Origin of the sequence: Massilia sp. TS11 (genome assembly GCF_022012445.1) — a bacterium.
GTDB lineage: Bacteria > Pseudomonadota > Gammaproteobacteria > Burkholderiales > Burkholderiaceae_D > Telluria.
On sequence record NZ_JAKLTS010000002.1, the window covers coordinates 340,847 to 358,516 of the forward strand.

Annotated in this window: 14 protein-coding genes; 11 read left to right on the plus strand and 3 right to left on the minus strand. The window is 68.3% G+C overall.

Translation table 11 applies throughout. From position 1 onward, the window contains the following. Positions 1 to 4 precede the first annotated feature (4 nt). Positions 5 to 2,197, plus strand: coding sequence for a CHASE domain-containing protein (locus tag LZ005_RS04965; protein WP_237805280.1), 2,193 nt, complete (start codon positions 5 to 7; stop codon positions 2,195 to 2,197). Here LZ005_RS04965 and LZ005_RS04970 read toward each other — a convergent pair. Next, a complete protein-coding gene (locus LZ005_RS04970; RefSeq protein WP_237805281.1) occupies positions 2,188 to 3,003 on the minus strand; it encodes a sugar phosphate isomerase/epimerase in 816 nt (271 codons plus the stop codon). The genes LZ005_RS04965 and LZ005_RS04970 overlap by 10 nt on opposite strands. After that, complete coding sequence (locus LZ005_RS04975; RefSeq protein ID WP_237805283.1) at positions 3,003 to 3,842, minus strand: phytanoyl-CoA dioxygenase family protein; 840 nt, start codon at positions 3,840 to 3,842, stop codon at positions 3,003 to 3,005. Before LZ005_RS04975 ends, LZ005_RS04970 begins: the two co-directional genes overlap by 1 nt. Positions 3,843 to 3,953: 111 nt before the next feature. Between LZ005_RS04975 and LZ005_RS04980 the strand changes: the two genes are divergently transcribed. Continuing rightward, positions 3,954 to 4,859 carry a LysR family transcriptional regulator gene (locus tag LZ005_RS04980; RefSeq protein ID WP_237805285.1) on the plus strand — a complete coding sequence of 302 codons (906 nt, stop codon included), beginning with the start codon at positions 3,954 to 3,956 and terminating at the stop codon, positions 4,857 to 4,859. Between the two features lie 136 nt (positions 4,860 to 4,995). On the opposite strand, the gene LZ005_RS04985 is transcribed toward LZ005_RS04980, so the two are convergent. Further along, positions 4,996 to 6,018 (minus strand): hypothetical protein, encoded by a 1,023-nt coding sequence (locus tag LZ005_RS04985; protein ID WP_237805287.1) that lies wholly within the window; start codon positions 6,016 to 6,018, stop codon positions 4,996 to 4,998. Positions 6,019 to 6,109: 91 nt separating this feature from the next. Here LZ005_RS04985 and LZ005_RS04990 point away from each other — a divergent pair, with 91 nt between their 5' ends. The 9 genes from LZ005_RS04990 (at position 6,110) to LZ005_RS05030 (ending at position 17,668) form a co-directional block, all read left to right on the plus strand. After that, the gene (locus LZ005_RS04990; RefSeq protein WP_237805289.1) at positions 6,110 to 6,790 is read left to right on the plus strand and encodes a YIP1 family protein; all 681 of its coding nucleotides are present in this window, start codon (positions 6,110 to 6,112) and stop codon (positions 6,788 to 6,790) included. 6 nt (positions 6,791 to 6,796) lie between these two features. Further along, positions 6,797 to 8,005, plus strand: coding sequence for an efflux RND transporter periplasmic adaptor subunit (locus LZ005_RS04995; RefSeq protein WP_237805291.1), 1,209 nt, complete (start codon positions 6,797 to 6,799; stop codon positions 8,003 to 8,005). After that, positions 8,002 to 8,688 (plus strand): ABC transporter ATP-binding protein, encoded by a 687-nt coding sequence (locus LZ005_RS05000; RefSeq protein ID WP_237805293.1) that lies wholly within the window; start codon positions 8,002 to 8,004, stop codon positions 8,686 to 8,688. The genes LZ005_RS04995 and LZ005_RS05000 overlap by 4 nt, the downstream gene beginning before the upstream one ends. Before the next feature lies 1 nt (position 8,689). Next, complete coding sequence (locus LZ005_RS05005; protein WP_237805295.1) at positions 8,690 to 9,913, plus strand: ABC transporter permease; 1,224 nt, start codon at positions 8,690 to 8,692, stop codon at positions 9,911 to 9,913. A gap of 164 nt (positions 9,914 to 10,077) precedes the next feature. Beyond that, positions 10,078 to 11,478: a hypothetical protein gene (locus tag LZ005_RS05010; RefSeq protein WP_237805297.1), complete on the plus strand. Its 1,401-nt coding sequence runs from the start codon at positions 10,078 to 10,080 to the stop codon at positions 11,476 to 11,478. Next, complete coding sequence (locus tag LZ005_RS05015; RefSeq protein ID WP_237805299.1) at positions 11,475 to 12,929, plus strand: hypothetical protein; 1,455 nt, start codon at positions 11,475 to 11,477, stop codon at positions 12,927 to 12,929. The genes LZ005_RS05010 and LZ005_RS05015 overlap by 4 nt, the downstream gene beginning before the upstream one ends. A 16-nt stretch (positions 12,930 to 12,945) precedes the next feature. Further along, on the plus strand, positions 12,946 to 13,365 hold the full coding sequence (locus LZ005_RS05020) for a hypothetical protein (protein WP_237805301.1): 420 nt from the start codon (positions 12,946 to 12,948) through the stop codon (positions 13,363 to 13,365). Positions 13,366 to 13,374: 9 nt separating this feature from the next. After that, entirely contained in the window at positions 13,375 to 16,899 is a 3,525-nt protein-coding gene (locus tag LZ005_RS05025; RefSeq protein WP_237805303.1) for a tubulin-like doman-containing protein, read from the plus strand. Beyond that, positions 16,877 to 17,668, plus strand: coding sequence for a hypothetical protein (locus LZ005_RS05030; RefSeq protein ID WP_237805305.1), 792 nt, complete (start codon positions 16,877 to 16,879; stop codon positions 17,666 to 17,668). Before LZ005_RS05025 ends, LZ005_RS05030 begins: the two co-directional genes overlap by 23 nt. The last annotated feature ends 2 nt before the right edge of the window (positions 17,669 to 17,670 follow it).

The window sequence follows — 17,670 nt, forward strand, 5'->3', positions numbered from 1 at the left end:
GGCCATGGCCAGCCTGCGCACCCGCGGCATGCTGGCTTTGTTTCTGGGGTGGTTGCTGACCGCCCTGGCAGCCCTGCTCGTCCTCGACAGCCAGGACAGCAATATCCGCGCGGCCTTCCAGCGCGACTCCGACAAGCTGGCGGCCGACACCCAGGCGCGCCTGCAGACCTATTTCGACAGCCTGCTGAGCCTCAAGGGCCTGTTCGCCTCCAACGAAAACACCAGCCGCGTGCAGTTCGCCCGCTTCGTGCGCGAGCTGCAGCTGGAGTCGCGCTATCCGGGCTTCCAGGCGATCCAGTTCGTGCGTGTGGTCCCGCACGACCATCTGGCCGCATATGCCGACAGCGTGCGGCGCGACACCAGCCTGGAGCCGGCCGGCTATCCGCGCTTTGCTATCCATCCGGAGCAGGTCAACGACGAGCACTTCGTCATCGAGTACACCGAACCGCTGCTGGGCAACGAGTCCGCGCTCGGGCTCGACCTGGGGGCGCTGGCTCCGCACCGGCGCGCTGTGCTGCTGGCGCGCGACAGCGGCCAGGTGGTCAGCACCGAACGCATCACCCTGGTGCAGGACGCCGTTCCCCAGAGCGGCTTCGTGGCGCGCGCCGCCGTCTACCGCAAAGGCCTGCCGCTGGCGACGGTGGCGCAGCGCCGCGCGGCCTTTGTCGGGCTGGTGGCGATCGTGTTCCGCGTGCGCACCCTGATGAGCGAGGTGATCGCCCCCGGCGCCGACCGCCATCTGGCCCTGCGCATCCACGATGCCGGCAATGTCAGCGACGGCGCGCGTGCCAGCGCCACCGCTTCCAACCTCATGTACGAGGCCGGCGCCGGCGGGCGCGCCCTGCCGGGGCTGACGCGCGAGGTGCGCATCGCCGTGGCCCAGCGCCAATGGGTGCTGCGCTTCGAGGCGCAGGCCGGCAGCCGCTACGAGCGCGAATACGTGGGCGTGGTGCTGGTCAGCGTCAGCGGCGTCGTGATCAGCGCCCTGATCGCCGCGCTGATGATGAGCGCTGGCCGCAACCGCGGCCTGGCCGCCCGGCTGCGCGCCACGCTCGACGAGCAGCGCGCGATTCAGGATGCGGCCAGCATCGGCATCGTGCTGGTGGAGCACGGCCGCATCGTGCGCTGCACGCGCGGGCTGGAAGACATCCTCGGCTTCTCGGAGGGCGATCTGATCGGCCGTCCGGCCAATAGCCTGCTGGCGCGCCTGGGCGCGACCCTGGCCAGCGGCAGCGGGCGCTGGGAAGGCGAACTGGAACTGCTGCGCAAGGATGGGCGCAGCGTGTGGTGTCTGGTGGCCGGCAAGCCGATACGCGGGCGCCAGCTCGAAGAAGCCAGCGTCTGGGTGGTGCAGGACATCAGCGCGCGCAAACAGGCCGAGGCCGCGCTGCGCCAGGCCCAGAACAACCTGCTGCAGGCCGAGAAAATGGCCTCGCTCGGGGCGCTGGTGGCCGGCGTCGCACACGAACTGAATACTCCGATCGGCAACAGCCTGCTGACGGCCAGCGCCCTGGCCGACCGCTTCCACGAATTCGAGCAGCTGGTCGAAGGGCCGGGTATCACCCGCTCCGCGCTGATGAAGATGGTGCAGGACACGCGCCAGGGCTGTCTGATCGTGGTCGGCTCGCTGCGCCGCGCGGCCGATCTGATCAACTCGTTCAAGCAGGTGGCGGTGGACCAGACCAATGACGTGCGGCGCAGCTTCAATCTGGCCGAGGTGCTGCATGACACCCTGGCCACCCACCACGTGCAGCTGCGCCGCGCCGGCATCCGCACACTGCTGGAGGTGCCGCCCGCGCTGGCGATGGATTCCTATCCCGGCTCGGTCGGCCAGGTGATCAGCAATCTGATCAACAACGCCCTGCTGCACGGCTTCGAGGGGCGCGGCCAGGGCACGATCCGCATCAGCGCGCGCGAGCTGGGCGAGCAGGAGCTGCTGCTCGAATTCGCCGACGATGGCGTCGGCATGAGCCCCAAGACCCTGAGCCAGATCTTCGACCCCTTCTTCACCACCAAGATGGGGCGCGGCGGCTCCGGTCTGGGCATGAACATCGTCTACAACATCGTCACCGGCATCCTCGGCGGCCGGGTCGAAGTCGATTCTTCACCCGGCCAGGGCACGCGCGTGAAGCTGCAGCTGCCGCGCAGCGCGCCCCAGCACGAAGCCGAGGCGGTGCGCTCCGAAGATCAGGCGTAGCGGGCGCGCAGCAGGTCCTTCATCGCCACATTCAGTTCCCAGGCGTCGCTGACCGGCATCTGCGTGTAGGGCAGGGTGCTGGTGTAGGGCGCCGGGCCGAATTCCGGCGTGAAGCTGGCGTAGCTGGCGCCGGCGGCGCGGCGCAGATCCACGATGCGGTCCCACCAGGCCAGGTGCGCCTCGAGCGCGGCGCGCCACTCGGGTGCGCGGAAGTCCGTCACCTGCGGCCCCTCGCTGTGGCCGACGCGCGCATGTACATGGCGCGCGCAGGGCAGCACGGTGTCGAGCGTGTGCGGTTGGTCTTCCAGCAGGGTCTCGCAGGCGCAGCACCAGTGCGACAGGTCGGCCGTCAGCTGCAGCTGCGGACGCGCCGCCAGATAGGGCAGGGTCAGCATCGGGTGGCCGGAAAAGCGGGCGCGATGGATCTCGTGATAGATCGGCACCCCGGTGTCGGCGCTGATGCTGGCGGCCAGGTCGAGCAGTTCCAGGTTCTGCGCCGGCGTGTAGATGTCGCGCCCCGAGTGCGAATTGACGAACAGCGGGCCTGCCGCGCAGGCATTGCGCAGATAACGCGCATAGGCCTCGCGGTGGGATTCGAACTGCGGATGGAAGACCGTCTCCCACTGCTGCGCGATCAGGCGCAGGCCGGCTTGGTCGATCAGCGCGCACCAGTGCGCACGTTCGGCGTCATCCAGCGGCAGCGACATCTCGACGCCGTCGAAGCCCGCGTCCTTGGCGCGCGCGATGAAGTCCTGCGGCGCCAGGTGATTGCTGCCCCAGTGCGGAGCGAAGAGCAGAATCTCCATCAGAGGAAGCCCCGTACCGGGAAGCTGGCGTCGCGCTGAATCCAGTTCAGCGGCGAGTACGCGGTGCGGCCATCGGTCACGTGCAGGGTGAAGGCGTGGCGCGACACCGGCGAGCGGTTCGGCGCGCTGTAGTGCGGCAGCAGGCCATGGAAGACCACCAGATCGCCGGCGCGCGCTTCCAAAGGCACGGCGGTGGCGTCGCCTGGCCAGGGCAGGTCGCTGAGTTTTTCAACGCGGATTTCGTCACCCATGCGCACGAAGCGCTCGCGCAGGGGCGAGCGGTGGCCGCCCGGTTCCACCCACAGACAGCCGTTGTCGCGATTGGCGTCTTCGAGTGCGAACCAGAAGGTGGTCACGCTGATCGGCGTCGTCTCGAAATAGGTCGCATCCTGGTGCCAGCGCACCTCACCGCCGATGCCCGGCTGCTTGAAGATGTACATCGACTGCCACAGCTGCGGCACGGCCAGGCCCACGTCGGTCGCCAGCGCCGCCAGTTCCGGGCCGTGCGAGAAGGCCGAGAACACCGGATCGAGGTCGTGCATGGCGTGGCCGATCTTATTGATCGACAGCGCCTTGGCCTGGCACAGCTCGCCATCCGGGCCGAAGGCCTCCTCCTCGAAGAAGCAGCGGATCGTGTTATCGGAGCGCAGGAAGTAGTCGTCCGTGTGCTTGGCCTGCTCGCGCGTGGTGAAGATGGCGCGCGAGCTGGCTGGATCGAAATCGTTGACAATCTCGGCGGCGCGCTGGCGCAGGGCCGCGATCTCGTCGGCGCGTTTAAAGCCCGGCAGGACCAGGAAACCGTCGCGCGCGTATTGCTGTTGTTGCTCAGGGCTCAGCATGGGAAGGCACTCCAGCGGAAGAAAGGGAAAGCCGCATTGTAGAGACAGCAGACCCCGCCGAAGCGTGCGCAACAGTTGACACATTGTCGCCAAAATGAAGACAATGCAGCGATGGACCAGCTGCATGCGATGGAGATCTTTATCGAAGTGGCGCGCCAGCGCAGCTTTACGGCGGCCGGGCGCCGCCTTGGGCTGTCGCGCGCCACGGTCAGCAAGGCCATCCTGCAGCTCGAAGCGCGGCTCGATGCGCGCCTGCTGCACCGGTCCACGCGCGAGGTCAGCCTGACCGAGGCCGGCCAGGCCTATCTGGGCCCAGCCAGCGCCACCGTCGAACAGGCGCGCGAAGCGGCGCGCGCGATCAGCCGCGGCGGCAGCGAGCTGCATGGCCCCCTGCGGATCCAGGCGCCGGCCAGCTTCGGCAGCGAATGGCTGGCCGACGCGCTGGCCCGCTTCGTGCAGCGCCACCCGCGCCTGACCCCGACCCTGGTGGTGGACGACGCCCTGCTCGACCCGATCCGGCACGGCTTCGACCTGTCGATCCGCGTGGGCGGCATCCCCGACAGCAGTGCCATCGCACTGCGCCGGCTGGCGCCCTGCCGCGGCCTGCTGTGCGCCAGTCCCGCCTATCTGCGCAGCCACGGCACGCCCCAGCATCCCGATGCCCTGGCCGAGCACAAGCTGCTGCATTTTTCGCACCTGACCGATGGCGAGCAGTGGCATTTCACGCGCGGGGGCGAGCGCCGCAGCGTGCCGGTCAAGCCCGCCTTCACGGCCAACAACGGCCTGGTGCTGCAGCAGGCCGCGCTTCGCGGCCTCGGCATCGTGTACAACACCAGTTTTCTGGCGCAGCGCCATCTGCGCGAGGGCAGCCTGGTGCAGGTGCTGAGCGACTGGGAGCTGCCACTCAACTACCTGAGCGCCCTCTACCCCGCCAGCCGCCGCCTGTCGCCCAAGGTACGCGCCCTGATCGACTTCCTCGTCGCCGAATACCAACCCATCCCCCCTTGGGAAAAGTAAAAGAACGGGGTCAGGTCCGGCAATCGGACATCGACGAACTAATTCATCGCCATGTGGTCGCAGCACTCCATCGACAACGGCGGGGCGCGAAAGTTCTTAAATGTCCGATTGCCGGACCTGACCCCGTTTGGTTTCTTTAGATTTGCCAGGCGCCGTCGGCGTAGACGCGGGTGGCGTCGATGTACACGGCTTCGGTCTGGGCGAAGACGTCGATGTGGTAGCGCGCGTCCTTGCGCTTGAAGCCGGGCTTGCTGTACACGCCGTGCTTGCAGCCCAGCGACAGGTGCACGCCGCACATGCGCTCGTAGGTGCCGATGTCGTCCACCAGGCGGCTGGCGCTGAACGCGCGGTTCATGCCGAGGCCGAGCTCGCGCAGCCAGACTTCGCCTTCGTCGCGCCGGATGATGTGCAGCACTTCGTCGAAGGCCGGCGTGCTGCCGATCGCCTCGACCACGCGCCCGCCTTCGACCTTCAGGGTGATTGGCGTGGCGGGCCGGTTCACGCGGTAGCTGGTGTCGCCGAACACGTGCAGCTTGACGCTGCCATGCACGGCTTCGAGATCGCGCGCTTCGGTGAACACTTCGCCCAGAGGGAACTGGCCGCCCATATTCGCCATGCCGCTGTAGTCGCCGATGTTCATCTTGGCCGCTTCGAAGCCGCCTTCGAACACCAGTTCGGCGCCGCCGCCGATCACGCGCACGGTCTGCGCCGCGTCCAGGCGCACCTTCAGCGCATGGCCCACGCCGCGGTAGTAGGCGGGGTCGTAGGCCAGCGAATCGATGTAGTACTGGCCTTGCTCGCCCGGCATGCGCGCCAGGTGCACATGCTCGATCACCTTCAGGCCCAGTTTGAACAGCTCCACCCGCAGGCGGAAGCCGTCGAGGCGGAAGTTGGTCGACTGGACCAGCACCACCAGCGTGCCCGGGGCCTGCGCGGCAAAGCTGGCGCGCACGGCTTCGGGCGTGCTGGTGTCGAAGTCGATGCAGGCGGCCTGGGGCAGGGCAGCGCGGTAGGCGGCCGCCAGCGTGCGCGCGAGCGCGGTCTGGCCGTCGTACACGAGCAGGGCGGGGGCGCCGGCCGGGTGAACAAAGGCGTAGCGGATCAGATCGCGCACATGGGCGCTGGCCTGGGCAAGGGCCGGGTCGGGCAGGAATTCCATCGCGCCATTATACGTATCCAATTTTTTGGCACATCTTGCTAAAACCTACATATAATCGCGACATTATTTTTTTAATAACGGGGATGTGAACATGGCCTTTGCTCAGATCGCGCAAATTTTCTATGAACCGACGGCGGCGTTTAACGCGCTGAAAGAGAAGCCGCGTGCCTGGCTGCCGCTGCTGCTGCTGATCGTGAGCTCGGCCATCATCGTGGCCTGGTACTTTCAGACGGTCGACATGGCCTGGCTGATCGACCGCTCGCTGCCGCCGGACTTCCCGGCCGAACGGCGCGCCACCGCGGCCCAGTTCATGACGCGCAATGGCATGCTGCTGACCGGCCTGGGCGGGGTCGTGGCCGGCATGCCGATCGTGTTCGCCCTGTTTGGCCTGTACTACACGATCGCCGCCAAATTCACGGGCATGGAGATCAGCTTTGGCAAAGGCTTCGCGCTGGCCGCCTGGTCGGCCCTGCCTGGCCTGATCGGCTTTCCGCTGATGGCCCTGCAGATCGCCACCGGCCACGGCCAGATGGCCATGCAGGACGCGAATATGCTGTCGCTGAACTTCCTGCTGGTGCACGCGCGTCCGTTCACGCCCTGGGCCACCTTCGCCGATTCGATCACCGTGGTGACTTTCTGGACCATCGGCCTGTCGGTGCTGGGCCTGCGCGCCTGGAGCGGCAAGTCGATGGCTACCTGCGTGACGGTGGCCGTGCTACCTTACGCCATCTGGTACGGCTGCTGGGCCGCCAAAATCGCCTTTCTGGGTTAATCGCACATGAAACGTAAATTGATCGCAGCGGCTGCCATCGCGGCCGTGATTGGTGTGCCTATCGCCGTCAAATATTCGGGCGCCAAGCCGAAGACGGAGGCGGAACTGGCCAAGGTCGAGAGCCGCGAAATCCATCCCTCGATTCTCGCCTCCGGCAATCTGGTGTTCCGCCAGGAGGTGCAGCTGTCGCCCGAGGTGATCGGCAAGGTCTCGGAAGTGCTGGTCAAGGAAGGCGACAAGGTCGAAAAGGGCCAGGTGCTGCTGCGCCTGGACCCGAGCACCTACAAGGCCGATGTGGCGCAGCAGGAGGCAGGTCTGCGCAACGCCAGCGTGTCGATCGAGCGCGCCCAGATCAATGTCGAGAACCAGCAGCGCAATCTGGACCGCATGCGCAAGCTGGCGGCCGATAAATTCATCGATGTCTCCAAGCTGGACGAGGCCAAACATCAGGCCGACCTGGCCGGCGTGGAGCTGCGCGCCGCGCGCGAGAGCTTCCAGCAGGTGCAGGCCTTGCTGACCCAGGCGCGCGAGCGGCTGGCCAAGACCGAGGTGCGCGCGCCGATTTCGGGCACCGCCACGAATGTCTCGATCAAGGTCGGTGAGACGGCCGTGGCCAGCGCCACCGGCATCGCCGGTTCCAGCCTCGCCACCATCGCCGATGTCAGTTCGATGATCGCTGAAGTCAATGTGGACGAAGGCGATATCGCCCGCGTCGCGCCCGGCCTGACGGCGCGCATCTTCCCCTCGGCCTTCGTCGACAAGCCCCTGAGCGGCACGGTGGAGTCGGTCTCGCTGGCGCCCAAGGCCGCCCAGCTGGGTGCGGCCTCGGGCCAGGGCCGTTCGTATGTGGTGAAGGTGCGCCTGGCCGACAATCAGCTGGCCCTGCGCACCGGCATGACCTGCCGCGTCGAGATCGTGACCGGCAGCGGCGGCGCCAAACCGGTGGTGCCGGTGCAGGCCGTGATGCTGAGCGAAGCCGTGGGCAAGGAAAAGCGCAGCAACTACGTGTTCGTCGTGGCCGATGGTGTGGCCCGCAAGAAGACGGTGGAACTGGGTATCTCGGACGATGCGAATCAGGAGATCACCAAGGGCCTGAACCTGGGCGAGACTGTGGCCGTGGGCCCGGCGCGCGTGCTGCGCGAACTGCGCGATGGCGACACCGTGGTCGCCAAGGCGGAAGCCAAGCCGGCCGCCAAAGCGGGTAGCAAAACGTGATCACCCTGCAGGGCATCACCAAGCAGTACCAGATGGGCGACCAGACCGTGCACGCGCTGCAGGGGATCGATCTGCATATCGGCCGCAACGAGATGGTCGCCTTCATCGGCGCTTCCGGTTCGGGCAAGTCGACGATGATGAATATCGTCGGCTGCCTCGATCGTCCGAGTGCCGGCACCTATCAGCTCAATGGGCGCGACGTCGCCACCATGAGCAGCGACGAACTGGCCCAGGTGCGCAATCTGGAAATCGGCTTCATCTTCCAGAGCTTTCATCTGCTGCCGCGCCACACGGCGCTGGACAATGTGGCCCAGCCGCTGATCTACCGCGGCATCGCCCCGGCCGAACGTAAGCGCCTGGCTCGCCAGGCGCTCGAACACGTGGGCCTGGGCGAGCGCGTGCACCACCGGCCCAACGAACTCTCGGGCGGGCAGCGCCAGCGCGTGGCGATTGCGCGCGCCCTGGTCGGCAAGCCCTCGATTCTGCTGGCCGACGAACCGACCGGGAATCTCGATTCGGCCACCAGCCGCGAGATTCTCGCCCTGATCAAGGAAGTGCACCGCGCCGGCCAGACGGTGGTGATGGTGACGCACGAACCGGAAATCGCCGAGGAGTGCCAGCGCATCGTCCGTCTGCAGGACGGGCGCGTGCTGTCCGATGTGCGGCGCGAAGGGGACGCCTGACATGTATATTTTTCTGGAAGCCGTGCGTTCGGCCATGGCCGCGATCCGCGCCCACCGTCTGCGCTCGTTTCTGACTTCGCTCGGCATCATCATCGGCGTGGCCTCGGTGATCACGGTGATCTCCCTGATCCAGGGCCTGTCCAAGTCGGTCACCAAGCAGTTCGAAGGCCTGGGCGGGAACGCGCTGACCGTGCATGCCAAGAACGACTTCAAGGACGTCATGCGCGGGAAGTTCAACTATCTGCGCTTCGAGGACGTGGAGCAGCTGCGCGGCCACGTCGACAGCATCCGTGAACTGAGTCCGGTGTTCGCGTTCGGCGCCGGCGACGTCCGCTATGGCACGCAGAGCGCGACCACGCGCCAGCAGGTGGCGGTGACGCCGTCCTACATGGCCGTCAATGGCCGCTATCCGCGCCTGGGCCGCTTCATCAGCGAGTCGGACGACCAGGCGGCGCGGCGTGTCTGCGTGATCGGCGAAAAGCTGATCGAAAACCTGCACCTGCCGGAGAACCCGGTCGGCGAGTTCATTCAGTTCTCGGGCGAGTGGTTCAAAATTATCGGCGTGATGGAAAAGCGCGGCGAAGTGTTCGGCATGAGCCAGGACGAATACGTGCTCGTGCCCTTCAAGACCGGCCAGGCCCTGATCGGCAATGCGCGCCTGCCGCAGCTCTCGATCACGGCGGCGGTGGACGATATCGCCCGGGTCGAGGAGACCAAGGCGCGCATCACCACCGTGATGCGCCAGTCGCACCGGCTGCGCGCCGACGACAAGGACGACTTCGAGATCGAGTCTTCGGACTCCTTCGTGAAAAGCTTCGAGACCCTGTCGTCCACGGTCACTCTGGTGATGGCGGGCGTGGTCGGCATCGCCCTGCTGGTGGGCGGCATCGGCATCATGAATATCATGCTGGTGTCGGTCACCGAGCGCACGCGCGAAATCGGCATCTGCAAGGCGATCGGGGCGCGCAGCCGCGACATCCTCATGCAGTTCCTGATCGAGGCCGTCACCTTGTCCGTGCTGGGCGGCTTGATCGGCCTGGCCATCGGCTATGGTCTGGGCATGGGGATCGCCAAGATGATCCCCGACTTCCCCGACGCCTACGTGCCGTGGTGGGCGATTGCCCTGTCCTTCCTGTTCTCAGCCGGGGTCGGCGTGATCTTCGGCGTGTTGCCGGCACGCAAGGCCGCCAATCTCGATCCGATCGAGGCGCTGCGCTACGAATGAAGCCGGGGGCGGTTTTGGGGGTTGGCTTGCCAATCCTCAAAACATTCGACCCCGGATTTTGCGCCTTCATGGCCTGTATCCCGGTACTCGTCGGAATCTTGCGACCCTGATCAAAGCCTTGTCCTACCATGTGGCCGAACTCGATTCGACCTCGGCAGGAGAACATGGCATACGTATGGGACACGCAGGCGAGCCGCTGGCAGGAGCGCGATGGGCGCTTTCAGCTGATCGCCACGCGCGGCGCCACCCTGGCGGCAGCGCCGCCGCTGGCGCGCCAGCCCGACCTCGTGCGCCTGCTGGGCGGCGCGCTGCCCCAGTGCGGCTGCGCGGCCGTCTACCCTGAGGATTTTGCCTTCTGCCCCGAGTGCGGGCGTGCCCTCGGCGCGCGCGCGCAGCGCCGGCCCATGGCGGCGCCCTTGCCGCTGCATGTGCCGGCCGGCCTCCCCGTCAGCAGCGAGGCGCTGGGCGCGCTGGCCCACAAGGGCCGGCCCGATCTCAGTCTGCCGGCGCCGCCCAACGCCCACAGCGTGCTGCGCGCCGGCCACTATGGCTTTGCCGAGGAGCGCCTGCTGGCGCTGGCCCCGGCCCGCAATGTGCTCCAGTATTGGGACCCGCTGGCCGCGGTCTGGCAGATTCTCAGCCCGCGCGGAGGCGCCGCCCCGCTTGGCTTCAGCGCCGCGCGCCACGCCTGGCTCGGTGGCGGCAGCGCCGCCGGCGACGCTGGCCTGATCCCGACCGATCAGGGTCTGCTGCGCCTGTGGATCGACCCGTTTGACGACGCCTACCATACCGAGACCCTGTGCGCGGCCCGCCTGGCCGCCGCACCCGGCATGCTGCAGCGGCATCTGGCCTGTCTGCTGGCCACCGACAGCGGCCTGGCCCTGTGGTGCGACGGCGCCGCCGAGCCGCTCGGACGGCAGCTGCCCGCCAGTGGCTGGAGCCAGCCCTATGCCTATGACGGCCGCCTGTTCTGGCTGCACGCCGCCGGGCAGCTGGTGTGGCAGCCGCAGGCCCGCGCCCAGTGGCTGCCCTGGCCCGCCGGCTGGCAGCCGCGCCTGGAGTTCGGCGGCCCCGCGCAAAGCCGCGATGGCCGTCTGTGGCTGCACGGGCACGAGGCCGGCGGCTACAGCTTCTGCGAATTGGGCAGCGCCGCGCCCGAGCGCCATCCGGTCGATGGGGCGCGCCTCGGCTTCGCCCAGTTCCTGTTCCGGCGCTCCCACGCCGTCGTCGGCGACCCCTGGGAGAGCGAGCAGGTGGTCGACCCGCAGGCGGCCGACAGTGTCCTGCTGCCGCTGCTGCGCGCCTTCCACAGCGATAGCGGCCAGCCGCAGGGCGTGGTGCTGCGCCTGCATCACCCGGATGCGCGCGCCGAGGACCTGCTGCATCCGGCCGCGCCGTTGCGCGCCAGCGTTGAATGGTTCGGCCGCAGCTGCGCCGTGCTGGAGCAGTTGCCGCGCCTGGAATCGCCGCTCGAACTGCGCCCCTTGCTGTATGCGGGCGGCTTCTGGCTGTTCCACCCGCGCTGGCACCAGCTGCGCGGCTGGCGACTGGAGGAGAGCGCATGAAGCGTCTGCTGTTGATCGTGCTGCTGATGGCGGCGTTGCCAGCCTGGGCCGGCTCGCACGTCATCCTCGTGCAGAACTCGGGCTGGATGGAGCCGTTTTACCGCGACCCCGCTTCGCCCTTCAAGCCGCTGCTGAAACAGTTCACGGCCAGCGTCGTCCAGCCGGGCGATGCGCTGCTGCTGGCCAGCTTCAATCAAAGCCTGCCAACGGCGCCGTCGCCGCGCGCGCTGCTGTCGACCAAGGCCGATGACGCCACTGCCGGCCAGCTGGCGCGCGCCATCGATGCGCTGGATGTGGCGCGTAAGCCGGGCGGCGCGGCCCTGGCCGATACCGATCTGGGCGAGGCCCTGGGCGCGGCCCTGGCGCTCAAGCCGGGCCTGATCTGGCTGGTGACGAATAATCGCAACAGCCCGCACAACGACCAGGCCACGGCGGCGCGCAATCGCGAGTTCTATCAGCTGATTCATGGTGGCGCGCAGATCGACACGGCGCTCGCCTGGCCGCTGGCGATGCCGGTGCAGGGCGAGGTCTATCACGCCAATGGGCTGATGATCTATGTGTTCGCCGTGGGCGAGGCCGGACGGCGCCAGCTCGACACCCTGCTGGCCAGCCAGCGCCTGCAGCGCCTGATCACCGAGCCGCCGGCCCGCCTCAAGCCGCTCGACCGCGACACCGTGCGCCTGGTGCCGCGCCGCGTCAGCGAAGCGCCGGGCGTCAGCGTCGAGAGCACGGCCAACGGCCTGGCCGTCGATGTCGCCGCCGGTGCCGCCACGCCCGTCACGCGCATCACCTGGCAGGTGGAGAACAACGCCTACCCGTACACAATTGTGCAAGCCACGGTGCAGGCGCGCGCCCGCGTCGGCGGGCAGGAGCTGCCGGTGCAGCTGGCCGATGGCCGCCTGCGCGAGCTGGCCCCGGGCGCCCACGCCGATCTGTCGGCGCAGCTGGCGCTGCCGGTCGCGCAGATGCCGGCCGCCTGGTCGGCCGCTGCGCTGGCGGCGGCCGGCTCGGCCCAGGTGCTGCCCGGCGCGCTCGAGTTGCGGCTCGAGCAGCAGCAGCTGGCGCTGGCCCCGGCCTTCCGCGCGCGCATGGCGGCGCTGTTCCCGGGCGATCCGCTGCCCGATGTGTTCATCCCGCCGCGCACCGTGCAGGCCTCGCGCACCCAGCTGCCGCTGGAAGTGCGTGCCCATGCCGGCAGCGCGCCGCTGCTGATGCTGGCCGGCGTGCTCGGTGGCGGTCTGCTGCTGAGCGCAGGCGCCGCCCATCTGGCCCTGCGGCCGCGCCGCCTGCGCCTGCTGGTCAACGGCGAGGCGCGCACCATCCAGGCCCGCGTCGGCAGCGTGCAGACCGTGTTTGACCAGAGCGGCGAGCCGGTCGCCCGCCTGCACACGCGGCTGACGGGCGCGCGCCTGATCGACGTGCAGCCCGGCGCTTCCGTGCGCCTGGCCTGAATTCTGAGGAGAGACCATGAGTAATCCCGCTTCCACGCCCGATCCGGGCTTTCAGCTGCCGGCCGCCAGTGCGGCTGCCGCCAGCGTCCCCGCGGCCAGTGCACCCGCCGCGCTCGAAGTGGCGCCGGCCACGCCGGTTGTGCGCGATACCTCGGCGCGCGACCTGGCCCTCGGCAGCACCGTGTTCGTGGTGCTGCTGGTCGTGTACTTCTTCATCCGTAATGCCTTCGCCAATCACCTGGTGGTGCGGCGCGTATCGCCCGCTTCGGCCGGCAGCGCGGCCTGGCTGCTGTTCACCGGTCTGGCCTTCCTGAGCGCGGCGGCGACGCTGGCCGCAATCAACGCCAGCAAATATCTGAGCCTGGCCGTGACCGGCCCACTGGTGCTGGTCGGCGCGGTGGCCCTGGTGGCGGTGTTCTTCGTCGGCCGTCGCTAAGGAGCCAGCATGAATCTGCAAGACGCCAAGACTGAACTCAAAGTCGACCTGCGCCCGACCCTGTTTATCGGGGCCGGCGGCAGCGGCATGGAAGTGCTGATGCGGATCCGCCGCCGCATCCTGTCGGCCGTATGGAACCGCCACGCGCCCGCGCGCGTAGACAGCATCGCCGACTTTCCGGTCGCGCGCTTCCTGCATATCGACCTCGATCACAACGCCGTCATCGACGACGGCAAGTCGCTGCGCAGCGATCCCTGGTACGAACTGGTGAAGCTGAGCGAGGACGAGCGCGTGGTCGAGACCATCGACCTGCCGCAATATCACGAGTCGGACGATGCGCTGGCGCGCTTTCCCCACATCGAGCACTGGATGCCGCTGCGCCCGCAGCGCCTGCGCACGCTCGGCATCGACCCGGCCAAAGGAGCGGGGCAGATCCGCGCGCTGGCGCGCCTCTACCTGTTCGACAAATACCCGAAGATCAAGGGCCGCATCAAGGCGGCGCTGAATGGCCTGGGCGCGAACGCAGGACAGGACCGCAAGGCGGCCTACCAGCGCCTGGGCCTGCAGGTGGACACCAGCAAATACCGCATCGTGGTGGTGGCCTCGTGCGCGGGCGGCACCGGCGCCGGCTGTCTGCTCGATCTAGGCTGGATGGCCAAGGCCATCGCGCGCCAGGAAGTGGCCGACAGCCAGGTCGATCTGATGCTGCTGTCGCCGACCGGTTTTGCGCGTGCCAACAAGGAGCGCACCGAGGCCAATGCCTACGCCACGCTGATGGAGCTGGAGACAGCCATGCGCGACATGGACGCCCAGGTGCGCTGGGCCGATCCGGATAGCGTGACCGGGCGTGGCGCGCCGTTCGACGACGTTTATCTGATCGACACGGCCAATCTCGCCCAGCGCGCCACCGAGGACATCAAGGACGTCTACCAGATGGTGGCCGACAGCCTGTTCGAGGATTTTGCCAGTGCCGATTTCGCCAATCGCAAGCGCTCGGTGGCGGTGAACCAGCAGCAGCACAAACTCGGCCCGCACAATCCGCGCGTGCCGCAGCAGCAGTTCGGCGATATGCGCCTGTCGTATGCGCGCATGTATTCGGCATTCGGCCACAGCGTGCTCGATACCCAGCAAAGCCTGCGCGCCGACATCCGTGCCTATGAGCTGGCCGGGCTGATGGTCAAGGCCTTCTTCGGCGTGATGGGCAGCGACGGCGTGGCCGCGCGCCGCGCCGCCGACCAGGAGCGCGACATCTTCCTGCGCGAGCAGCTGGCCCTGGCCGAACACGCGGTCGACCATTTCCCGGATTTCAAAAAGGGGACGGTCGACGTCACGCCGTTTCAGGAATATGCGCTGGTCGACCGCCTGCTGCAGGACGAGGACGGACGCTCGCTGCTGGAGCGCGTCGACAGCAAGGTGCAGCTGGAAATGGACCGTATCATGGCCAGCTTTGAACTCAAGGCCTGGCGCGAAAAGGTGACCGAACTGCTGCCGCATCTGGAGCGCGACGCGATCCGCGAAGCCGGGGCCACGGCCGAAACCAGCGAAGACCGCATCAAGCGCCGCACCCAGGTGCTGCAACAGCAGCTGGAGCAGGGCGCGCGCACGCGCCTGTATGCGCTGCTGGACGACCGCAAACAGGGCGGGCTGGAATTCGTTCTCAGCCTGCTGGAACAAGTGAAGGCGCGCCTGGCCCAGCGCGATCTGCCCCAGGCCCAGCGCAACGCCAAGCGCTATCGCGATATCCGCGACGCGCTGCGCACGCGCCAGGTGGAGGAGTCGCTCAATCACCTGTCGCAGGCGGCCGGCAAATTCCTCAACCGCGAGGCGCAGTCGCGCGAGGTGATGGCCCACCTGAAGCGCGACCTGGCCGACTACCTGCGCTATCACCTGCTGGCCGTGGCCGCGGCCCAGGCAACGGAGCTGATGCGCGCCATCTCGGTCTGGCTGGGCGATCCGGTCGCGGTCGACGAGCAGGGGCAGGCCCGCTGGTCGGGCATGGCGGGCGAGTTTCAGGAAGGGCGGCGCTGTGTGCAGGCGATGCTCGGCGCGGTCGACCAGCGCATCGCGCAGCTGCGCGCCGATGCGCTGGCCCAGCATGCGACCTGTTTCAAGCTTGAAGACAGCACCGAATCGGAGCCGGTCAGTCTGCAGGGCGATGTCAGCGCCTGGAGCGAGGAAGTGCTGCTGGAGTTTGGCGGCTCGGCGCGGTTGTTCCCGCAACTGGGCGAGGACAAGCTGCGCGCCGATCTGCTGCTCAAGCTGTTCCGCCGCGCCCAGACCCAGCTCGCCATCGATGGCGTCGGCGCGCCCGACACCGATCCGCTGCTGGACCGCCTGCTGGCCATGAGCCCAGCGCAGCGCCAGCGCGTGTTCGCCGACTGGATCGGCAGCGCCACGCCCTGGCTCAATGCCCAGTTCACGGCCGAATACACGCCGCACGCCGACCAGTTCAAGTGCTTTGTCGGCGTGGGTGACAGCTTGGCCTGGCGCAGGCTCGAGGACGAGATCCGCGCCGCGGCGCCGGCCCATGCCTTTCAGGGCGGGCAGGTCACCCTGGTCAACACCGGTGTGCCGGGGCGCGCGGTCTGTTATGTGGAGCTGTCGGGCTTTCCGCTGACGGTGCTGCGCGGCCTGCGCACCTGGCGCGCCTCCTACCAGATCGAAAATACGCGCATCCCGACCCACCTGCATTTCGATAGCACGCGCTTTCGCCATCCGGTGGTGCCAAGCATGGAGGAACTCAAGCAGCTGGCGGCGGACTTCAGTTTGTACCTGCAGGCGATCGCCCTCGGCCTTGTGCGGCGCAAGGCCGACCCGCCGGGCCTGAGTTTTCAGCCGCGCGGCCAGTATGTGTTTGAAGTGGAGCGCGGCAGCGGCGAGTGGCTGCAGATCGGGAATGAATATGCGATCCGCTCGAACGGCCTGCCGCACTGGTATCGCGAGCGCCTCAGTAATGCGGTGCGCGTGCGCGAGGCGGAACTCGACGCGCCGGCCTGTCTGCGGCTGGCCGCGCTGATGCGCGACTACCAGCAGCGCGTGTACGCGCCCAGACTGGAGGTGGACGAGACCGGGGCCGAGTTGCCAACGCCATCGCTACCGCATGTCTGCGCACGCCAACTGGCCGAACACTGGCTGACGCGCGCACGTGCGCTCGACCCCGCGCTCGGCGCGCCGCAGCTGGAGGCGCTGCTGCGCAGCGTCAGCGAGTGGACTGACAGCGTGCCCGGGTCCAGCCAGGATGCCTATCCGTGGGAAGTGCAGGCCCCGGCCGACAAGCGTGTGCTGCGCACGGGCGTGCGCGCCGCCAGCCGCTACAAGCTGTTCAGCGGCGGCCAGCAGCAAGGGCCATTCGGACTCGATGAACTGGCCCAGCGTGTCGGCGATGGCCGTCTCGGTCCGGACATCAAGGTCTGGGACATGGCCTGGGACCCGCGCCGCGACAGCTGGCAGCCTGCGGCGGCGGTACCGGAACTGGCGCCCTTGTTCGGTCCCGCCATCCCCGACCCGAGCGATGATATCCCCAACCCCGAGTGAGGCTGTGTGGCGCTGCGTCGCCAGCGGCTGCGCGCGCAGCCTGCCACGCCGCGTCAATTACTGCCCGTATTGCGGCCGCGCGCAGCAGAGTGCTGCTGCCCCGCCGCCGCCGGCGTCCTTGCGCGCCGTCCCCAGCCCCGCGCCGGCGCCACCGCCGGCGCAGACAGTACGGCGGGCCTACCAGGCGCCGGCACCAAGGCCGGCGCCGGCAGCGGCGCCGGTGGCGCGCGCACCGGCGCCAGCAAAGCCGCGCCGCCGCTACGGCCTGGTGCTGCTGCTGTTGGTGGGCGTGATCTGGCTGCTGGCGCGGCCACCTGTCAAACGCGCGCCCGAGGCCCAGGTTGAGGCGGCGCTGGCGCTGGTCCGCGGCTGCCAGTTCGATGCGGCGCGCGTGGCGCTGGAAGACTTGAAGACAGCCCACGCGAGCCAGGCACAGTTGGACCGGCTGCAGCAGGCGGTGAACAAGGCGGTTCCCGCCTGCGCCGCACATGCACGCGCCAGCCAGCCGGCGCGCAAGCCCGCCGCGCGCACCCAGAGCGCGCCGCCGCCCGATCCTTCCACCCGCCATTTGCTGGCCGAGGCCGAGCGCCATCTGGAGGCGGCCGACTACCGTGCCGCGATCGACAAAATGGAAGTCTGCATCGGCATGCTGGATCCATCGAGCCGTGCATGCGCGGCCCTGAAGCGCAAGGCGGAGGGCCTGCAGGCCAGCATGGAGCGCTGCCTGGCCGGCGGACGCGAATGGATCGGCGGGCGCTGTCAGTCGTAGTC

Coding starts and splice junctions, on each gene's coding strand:
- LZ005_RS04965 (WP_237805280.1), top strand. CDS start 5: ATGGCCAGCCTGCGCACCCGCGGCATGCTGGCTTTGTTTCTGGGGTGG.
- LZ005_RS04970 (WP_237805281.1), bottom strand. CDS start 3,003: ATGGAGATTCTGCTCTTCGCTCCGCACTGGGGCAGCAATCACCTGGCG.
- LZ005_RS04975 (WP_237805283.1), bottom strand. CDS start 3,842: ATGCTGAGCCCTGAGCAACAACAGCAATACGCGCGCGACGGTTTCCTG.
- LZ005_RS04980 (WP_237805285.1), top strand. CDS start 3,954: ATGGACCAGCTGCATGCGATGGAGATCTTTATCGAAGTGGCGCGCCAG.
- LZ005_RS04985 (WP_237805287.1), bottom strand. CDS start 6,018: ATGGAATTCCTGCCCGACCCGGCCCTTGCCCAGGCCAGCGCCCATGTG.
- LZ005_RS04990 (WP_237805289.1), top strand. CDS start 6,110: ATGGCCTTTGCTCAGATCGCGCAAATTTTCTATGAACCGACGGCGGCG.
- LZ005_RS04995 (WP_237805291.1), top strand. CDS start 6,797: ATGAAACGTAAATTGATCGCAGCGGCTGCCATCGCGGCCGTGATTGGT.
- LZ005_RS05005 (WP_237805295.1), top strand. CDS start 8,690: ATGTATATTTTTCTGGAAGCCGTGCGTTCGGCCATGGCCGCGATCCGC.
- LZ005_RS05010 (WP_237805297.1), top strand. CDS start 10,078: ATGGCATACGTATGGGACACGCAGGCGAGCCGCTGGCAGGAGCGCGAT.
- LZ005_RS05015 (WP_237805299.1), top strand. CDS start 11,475: ATGAAGCGTCTGCTGTTGATCGTGCTGCTGATGGCGGCGTTGCCAGCC.
- LZ005_RS05020 (WP_237805301.1), top strand. CDS start 12,946: ATGAGTAATCCCGCTTCCACGCCCGATCCGGGCTTTCAGCTGCCGGCC.
- LZ005_RS05025 (WP_237805303.1), top strand. CDS start 13,375: ATGAATCTGCAAGACGCCAAGACTGAACTCAAAGTCGACCTGCGCCCG.
- LZ005_RS05030 (WP_237805305.1), top strand. CDS start 16,877: ATGATATCCCCAACCCCGAGTGAGGCTGTGTGGCGCTGCGTCGCCAGC.